The organism is Denitromonas halophila (genome assembly GCF_007625155.1).
Taxonomy (GTDB): domain Bacteria; phylum Pseudomonadota; class Gammaproteobacteria; order Burkholderiales; family Rhodocyclaceae; genus Nitrogeniibacter; species Nitrogeniibacter halophilus.
Window position 1 is genome coordinate 1 of record NZ_VMNK01000028.1, and the last position, 6455, is coordinate 6455.

The 6455-nt window shown below is 63.2% G+C and carries 8 protein-coding genes; 7 read left to right on the plus strand and 1 reads right to left on the minus strand.

Annotation, left to right across the window (positions count from 1 at the left end; translation table 11 throughout):
- Window positions 1–33: 33 nt before the first annotated feature.
- Window positions 34–3000 carry a Tn3-like element ISPa38 family transposase gene (locus FHP91_RS20810; protein ID WP_015065644.1) on the minus strand — a complete coding sequence of 989 codons (2967 nt, stop codon included), beginning with the start codon at window positions 2998–3000 and terminating at the stop codon, window positions 34–36.
- 182 nt (window positions 3001–3182) lie between these two features.
- Here FHP91_RS20810 and FHP91_RS20815 point away from each other — a divergent pair, with 182 nt between their 5' ends.
- The 7 genes from FHP91_RS20815 to FHP91_RS20845 all read left to right on the plus strand — a co-directional run bounded on the left by FHP91_RS20815 (window position 3183) and on the right by FHP91_RS20845 (window position 6422).
- Window positions 3183–3449, plus strand: a complete 267-nt coding sequence (locus FHP91_RS20815) for a nucleotidyltransferase family protein (RefSeq protein WP_016487057.1) — start codon at window positions 3183–3185, stop codon at window positions 3447–3449.
- Complete coding sequence (locus tag FHP91_RS20820; RefSeq protein ID WP_003100872.1) at window positions 3446–3832, plus strand: HepT-like ribonuclease domain-containing protein; 387 nt, start codon at window positions 3446–3448, stop codon at window positions 3830–3832. Before FHP91_RS20815 ends, FHP91_RS20820 begins: the two co-directional genes overlap by 4 nt.
- A 236-nt stretch (window positions 3833–4068) precedes the next feature.
- Window positions 4069–4425 carry a cupin domain-containing protein gene (locus FHP91_RS20825; RefSeq protein WP_003465043.1) on the plus strand — a complete coding sequence of 119 codons (357 nt, stop codon included), beginning with the start codon at window positions 4069–4071 and terminating at the stop codon, window positions 4423–4425.
- Between the two features lie 254 nt (window positions 4426–4679).
- Window positions 4680–5006, plus strand: coding sequence for a hypothetical protein (locus FHP91_RS20830; protein WP_003100858.1), 327 nt, complete (start codon window positions 4680–4682; stop codon window positions 5004–5006).
- Window positions 5003–5503: a hypothetical protein gene (locus FHP91_RS20835; RefSeq protein ID WP_003100856.1), complete on the plus strand. Its 501-nt coding sequence runs from the start codon at window positions 5003–5005 to the stop codon at window positions 5501–5503. Before FHP91_RS20830 ends, FHP91_RS20835 begins: the two co-directional genes overlap by 4 nt.
- A complete protein-coding gene (locus FHP91_RS20840; RefSeq protein ID WP_003100853.1) occupies window positions 5500–5871 on the plus strand; it encodes a hypothetical protein in 372 nt (123 codons plus the stop codon). The genes FHP91_RS20835 and FHP91_RS20840 overlap by 4 nt, the downstream gene beginning before the upstream one ends.
- Window positions 5865–6422, plus strand: a complete 558-nt coding sequence (locus FHP91_RS20845; RefSeq protein ID WP_003100847.1) for a recombinase family protein — start codon at window positions 5865–5867, stop codon at window positions 6420–6422. The genes FHP91_RS20840 and FHP91_RS20845 overlap by 7 nt, the downstream gene beginning before the upstream one ends.
- Window positions 6423–6455: the final 33 nt, after the last annotated feature.

Here is a 6455-nt window from a genome sequence, read left to right on the forward strand (position 1 = left end):
GGGGTCGTCTCAGAAAACGGAAAATAAAGCACGCTAAGCCGGTTGCAGCGGCCGTAGCGGCCTGAACTTGCCCGCGCCGATCTTGGCGCTGCTGCGCCAGAGGTAATCGCCGGTCAGGTTGATGTGCTCCCAGCCGAGCGGCGACAGGTACTGCAACAGGCCGTCATCGACGGCTTGACCGTGGCCACGCAAGGCGTTCGCGGCCCGCTCCAGATAGACCGTGTTCCATAGCACGATGGCCGCCGTCACCAGGTTGAGGCCGCTGGCCCGGTAGCGCTGCTGCTCGAAGCTGCGGTCGCGGATTTCCCCCAGGCGGTTGAAGAACACGGCGCGGGCCAGCGCGTTGCGCGCCTCGCCTTTGTTCAGCCCGGCATGCACGCGGCGGCGCAGCTCGACGCTTTGCAGCCAGTCCAGGATGAACAGTGTGCGCTCGATGCGTCCCAGCTCACGCAGGGCGACGGCCAGGCCGTTCTGGCGCGGGTAGCTGCCAAGCTTCCTGAGCATCAGCGAGGCCGTCGCCGTGCCCTGCTTGATCGAGGTGGCCATCCGCAGGATTTCATCCCAATGGGCGCGGACGTGCTTGATGTTGAGCGTGCCGCCGATCATCGGTTTCAACGCCTCGTAGGTGGCATCGCCCTTCGGGATGTAGAGCTTGGTGTCGCCCAGGTCACGAATGCGCGGGGCGAAGCGGAAGCCCAGCAGGTGCATCAACGCGAAGACGTGGTCCGTGAACCCTGCCGTGTCGGTGTAGTGCTCCTCGATCCGCAGGTCGGATTCGTGATACAGCAGGCCGTCGAGCACGTAGGTCGAGTCGCGCACGCCGACGTTCACGACCTTGGTGTGGAACGGCGCGTACTGGTCGGAGATATGGGTGTAGAACGTCCGCCCTGGGCTGCTGCCGTATTTCGGATTGATGTGGCCGGTGCTCTCGGCCTTGCTGCCGGTGCGGAAGTTCTGGCCGTCCGACGATGACGTGGTGCCGTCGCCCCAATGCCCGGCGAAGGGATGTCGGAACTGCGCGTTGACCAGCTCGGCCAGTGCCGCCCCGTAGGTTTCGTCGCGGATGTGCCAGGCTTGCAGCCAGGCCAGCTTGGCGTAGGTCGTGCCGGGGCACGATTCCGCCATCTTGGTCAGGCCCAGGTTGATCGCGTCGGCGAGGATCGTGGTCAGCAACAGGTTTTTGTCCTTGGCCAGGTCGCCTGACTTCAGGTGGGCGAAGTGCCGGGTGAAGCCCGTCCATTCGTCTACCTCCAGCAGCAATTCGGTGATCTTGACGTGCGGTAGGATCATCGCCGTCTGGTCGATCAGGGCCTGTGCGGTATCGGGCACCGCCGCATCGAGCGGCGTGATCTTCAGGCCCGACTCCGTGATGATGGCGTCCGGCAGCTCGTTGGCCAGCGCCATGCGGTTGACGGTGGCGAGCTGCGTTTCCAGCAGCGTCAGCCGGTCATGCAGGTACTGGTCGCAATCGGTGGCCACGGCCAGCGGCAATTCGCTGGCCTGCTTGAGGCTGGCGAATTTCGCGGGCGGCACCAGGTAGTCCTCGAAGTCCTTGAACTGGCGCGAGCCTTGCACCCAGATGTCGCCGGAGCGCAGCGCGTTCTTCAGCTCCGACAGCGCGCACAGTTCGTAGTAGCGCCGGTCGATGCCGGTGTCGGTCATCACCAGCTTCTGCCAGCGCGGCTTGATGAACTCGGTCGGCGCGTCGGTGGGCACCTTGCGGGCGTTGTCGCTGTTCATGCTGCGCAGCACCTCGATGGCGTCGAGTACGTCCTTGGCGGCGGGCGCGGCCCGCAACTTGAGCACGTCGAGAAATTCCGGCGCGTAGCGGCGCAGCGTGGCGTAGCTCTCGCCGATGCGGTGCAGGAAATCGAAGTCCTCGGGTTGCGCGAGCCGCTGCGCTTCGGTGACGCTCTCGGCGAAAGCATCCCAGGACATGACGGCCTCGATGGCGGCGAACGGATCGCGGCCCGCTTGCTTGGCCTCGATCAGCGCCTGGCCGATGCGCCCGAACAGCCGCACCTTGGCATTGATCGCCTTGCCGGATGCCTGGAACTGCTGCTGATGCTTGTTCTTGGCGGCATTGAACAGCTTGCCCAGGATGCGGTCATGCAGGTCGATGATTTCGTCGGTGACGGTGGCCATGCCCTCGATGGCGAGCGCCACCAGGGTCGCGTAACGCCGCTGCGGCTCGAACTTCGCCAGGTCGGCGGGCGTCATCTGGCCGCCCTCGCGGGCGATCTTGAGCAGCCGGTTCTGGTGAACCAGCCGCTCGATGCCGGAGGGCAGGTCGAGCGCCTGCCACGCCTTGAGGCGTTCGATGTGTTCCAGCATGTGCCGCGAGTTCGGTTTGACCGGGGATTGCCGCAGCCAGGCCAGCCACGTCGTCTTGCCGTTGTCGCGGCGCTTGAGCAGATCGTCGAGGCGACGGCGATGCACGTCCGTCAGCGGCTCAGCCAAGGCGTCGTAGAGACGCCGGTTGGCGCGGGTAATCGCTTCGGCGCTCGCCCGCTCGACGGCGTTGAGGGCGGGCACAATGACCGACTGCCGCCGCAGGTGCTCGATCAAGGCTCTGGCCAGCACGATGCCCTTGTCGGTTTGCATGGCCAGCTCGGTCAGCAACTGGACAGCCTGCCGGTAGTGGCCAATCGTGAACGGCTGGAAGCCGAACACCGTTTGCAGCTCGACCAGGTGCTCGCGTCGGGTCTGCTCACGCTGCCCGTACTCGTCCCAGCTTTCGATGCCGACCTTGAGCTGGTTGGCGACCAGTCTCAGCAATGGCGGGAACGGTGGCTCATCAGCGCCAAGGATGACGCCGGGAAAGCGCAGGTAGCAGAGCTGCACCGCGAAGCCCAGCCGATTGGCCGGGCCGCGCCGCTGCCGGATGATGGAGAGGTCGCTTTCGCTGAACGTGTAGTGACGGATCAACTCATCCTTGGTGTCCGGCAACGCCAGCAGGCTTTCGCGCTCGGCGGCGGAGAGGATCGAACGGCGGGGCATGCGGTTTCCTTCTTCTTGAAAACGTAGGTTTGTGACAAGCCCGCCAAGGCAACCGGCGCGGCACGGGAATCAAGGCATTGCGATTCTCGAAAATAGTTCTTGAAATTCTATTCTTGATTGCATATCATCTCAACGAGTTTCGATAAGAAAGGATGCGCATGCGACCGTCTGTTGTGCTTGACATGAAGCGAAGCGCAGTGCGTGAAGCGGTAGGCCGCTTTCGCGCCGCGAACCCGCGCGTCTTCGGCTCGGTGCTGCATGGCACCGACCGGGATGGCAGCGACCTCGACCTGTTGGTCGATGCGCTGCCCGGTGCCACGTTGTTGGACTTGGGCGATTTGGAAGAAGAACTGAAATCGCTGCTCGGCGTTGACGTCGATCTGCTGACTCCCGGCGACCTGCCGCCGAAGTTCCGGGCCAAGGTGCTCGCGGAGGCGCAACCGATATGAGCGAGAACCGCCTGCCCGATTACCTCGACCACATTCAGCAGGCCGCAACCGATGCGCGCAGCTTCGTGGAAGGGATGGCCAAGGACGACTTCTTGGCCGACAAGCGCACCCAGCAGGCCGTCATCATGAGCCTGATCGTCATCGGCGAGGCGGCCACAAAGGTGATGGATGGCTACGTCGAGTTCACCCAGGCGCATGCCGACGTGCCGTGGCGCAGCATGCGCAATATGCGTAATCGCATGGCTCACGGCTATTTCGACATCAACCTCGATGTGGTGTGGGAGACGGTACAGGAATGGCTGCCGGCGTTGCTCCAGCAATTGCCCGCCGTGCGTCAGGATGCCGACGATGAAGACCGTAACGACAAAGGCATGGAGCCATGACCAATCAAGCCGCCGATGTTCGGCCCCTCTGGCGTGTTCGATCCCGCGACCTATGAGCCGCGCTCGGGCAAGACCTTCTGGATGGCCGCAACGGACGTGAGTTCGCTGGTGGGCAAGGAGGCAGCAGCCGACACGCTCATCGGCAACTGCACGACCGCACGACCAGCCTCCCGTTCAAATTCGAGTTAGAACTCATATCCAGCCTGTCTGGGGGCACTGTGAAAGAGGGATCTCCGATGACTGTTGAATCGAGAATATTTTCTGTAGCCGAGTATGTTCAGCCGTCCGAAGGCGAGCCTATTCGTTCCGTTGTGCTTGAAACCCGAGACTCAATTATCGTGGTTTGGCATGTCCATCCCGGGCAGGAAATTGCGGCTCACATTCATCCTCACGGCCAAGACACGTGGACTGTTTTGTCGGGAATGGCTGATTACTTTCAGGGCAATGGGATTGTTCGTGCCCTCAGGGAAGGTGAGATAGCCGTGGCAAGACCGGGCCAAGTGCACGGGGCGCGAAATACAGGTACCGAGCCATTTGTGTTCGTCTCGGTTGTGGCATCAGCCAATGCCGGTTTCGTATTGGCTGAGCGATAGAGCCCAATCTCTGGAGTTGGTCCAATGAGCGGTCGGGGAGATAGGTAACAGACATGCAGCGGACACGGCTGCTAAACCAGGTCGCAAACCTCCTTGCGTCGCAGCGTGCCGCAAGCGACGCGATCAATCGAATGGGGTCGGCATGAGACTGAACACCATCCAGTTCCCGACCGCGTAGCCGCCTGTCCTGCCGATCAGGTCTTGACCATCGACGCCTGGGATCAGTCCTGAATGTTCTTGGAGACCACTACGTTATGAGCCGCAGCCGCCGCAAAACACCCATCGTCGGGCACACGACCTGCGGCAGCGAGCGCGAGGACAAGAAGCTCTGGCATCAGCGCTGGCGCACCCGTGAGCGCACGGCGCTGACCAGCGCGTCGCCCGAAGCCCTGAGCGCCCATCTGCCCCTGCTGGAAAACCAGGCCAGCAGCGTCTGGTCGATGGGCAAGGATGGCCGCTCCTACTGGCCCGTCAAGCGCCAGGCCGCCACGGCGGATCGCATCGCCAATCACAAGGGACGCAACCCGCAAGAACGCGCCTCCCTGAAAAAGCGCCTGCTGCGCAAGTGGATGAGCAAATGAAGCTCTCCTTCCATCAGCACATTGCGCTGTTCTGGATGATCGGTGCTCCGGGCGTCTTCGCGCCCGTGATCGAGAACGCCAAGCGGCCCGATGCCGGCGCCGTCATGGCGTGGGGTGTCGCGATCGTGGCGGTGATGATCCTCTTCACCCCTTTGCTGCTGCGCTGTCCACCATTCCGGCGCTGGTATGGCCGGACGGATGCGCTGTCGGAGCGGCAGCGCCAGGCGCTTGCCGAGCGCGGCCTGCGCCGCTACTACCAGACCGCTTTCGATGACGGCTACGTGCCCCGCGTGATGCCCTACGTGTGGCGCATCATCTGGACGGTCGGCGGGTTGATGGCTGTGACCGCCGTACTGCCTACCAACACCGGACGGCCAGCCTTCGATGCCTTGGTGGTCTTCTCGACCTGGTATCCGATAGGCGTGATGCTGCTGGTTTTCGCGTCGAGGCCCCTTGGCCGGTTGATTCGCCAAAGAGCACAGGAGCGGCGGAAATGAGCACGTCAACCATCGAGGCGCTGGCCAGCGCCTGGGCAAGGATTGCCGAGGAAGCGGAATTCCCCGCTGACTACGAGGGGACTGCCACACCACAAGCGCATCGGGCTAGCGAAGCTATTCAGGAGCAGATTCGGGAGCGCATCGTCGCCACCAACGACATGCGGCTGTTCAGCCTGCTGCACCTGCTGGGTCAGGCGTCGCTGCGCATGGAGCAAGCGCTGTGGCCGGAGGATTACGAGCGGATGACGCGCGAGGTTGAGGAAGCCCTGCGGCAAGCCACCGACGCCAACGCCAGATCGTACACCCACGAAGAAGTGATGCAGGCGATGCAGGAACGCATCGACCGGGCGCGAGACAAGCCATGTTGATTGGCTATGCGCGCGTCTCGACGCAGGATCAGAACCTGGAGCTGCAACGCGAAGCCTTGAGCAAGGCCGGATGTAAAAAGGTCTTCGAGGACAAGGTGAGTGGCACGCGGGCAGACCGGCCTGGCTTGGCCAAGACGCTCGAAATGCTGCGCGAAGGCGATACTTTGGTCGTCTGGAAGCTCGACCGGCTGGGCCGGTCGGTCAAGCAACTGGTCGATCTGGTCGGCGATCTGCACAAGCACGGTGTCCAGTTCAGGAGCCTCACCGACTCCATCGACACCGGCACACCATCCGGGCGGTTCTTCTTCCACGTCATGGCGAGCCTTGCCGAAATGGAGCGCGAGCTGACCGTCGAGCGCACCCGCGCCGGGCTGGAAGTCGCCAAGCAGCTCGGCCGCAAAGGCGGCCGCAAGCCGAAGATGACCGACAGCAAGATCGAGTCGGCCAAGAAGCTGCTGGCCAGCGGGGTGCCGCCCAAGGACGTGGCCAAGAACCTCGGCGTGTCCATTCCGACGCTGTACCGCTGGGTGCCAGCCTCCACGCACGCTTAGCGTGCTTTATTTTCCGTTTTCTGAGACGACCCC

What these genes read in the sequence shown, in the direction of transcription:
- FHP91_RS20810 (WP_015065644.1), bottom strand. Translation starts at nt 3,000, where the DNA reads ATGCCCCGCCGTTCGATCCTCTCCGCCGCCGAGCGCGAAAGCCTGCTG.
- FHP91_RS20815 (WP_016487057.1), top strand. Translation starts at nt 3,183, where the DNA reads ATGAAGCGAAGCGCAGTGCGTGAAGCGGTAGGCCGCTTTCGCGCCGCG.
- FHP91_RS20820 (WP_003100872.1), top strand. Translation starts at nt 3,446, where the DNA reads ATGAGCGAGAACCGCCTGCCCGATTACCTCGACCACATTCAGCAGGCC.
- FHP91_RS20825 (WP_003465043.1), top strand. Translation starts at nt 4,069, where the DNA reads ATGACTGTTGAATCGAGAATATTTTCTGTAGCCGAGTATGTTCAGCCG.
- FHP91_RS20830 (WP_003100858.1), top strand. Translation starts at nt 4,680, where the DNA reads ATGAGCCGCAGCCGCCGCAAAACACCCATCGTCGGGCACACGACCTGC.
- FHP91_RS20835 (WP_003100856.1), top strand. Translation starts at nt 5,003, where the DNA reads ATGAAGCTCTCCTTCCATCAGCACATTGCGCTGTTCTGGATGATCGGT.
- FHP91_RS20840 (WP_003100853.1), top strand. Translation starts at nt 5,500, where the DNA reads ATGAGCACGTCAACCATCGAGGCGCTGGCCAGCGCCTGGGCAAGGATT.
- FHP91_RS20845 (WP_003100847.1), top strand. Translation starts at nt 5,865, where the DNA reads ATGTTGATTGGCTATGCGCGCGTCTCGACGCAGGATCAGAACCTGGAG.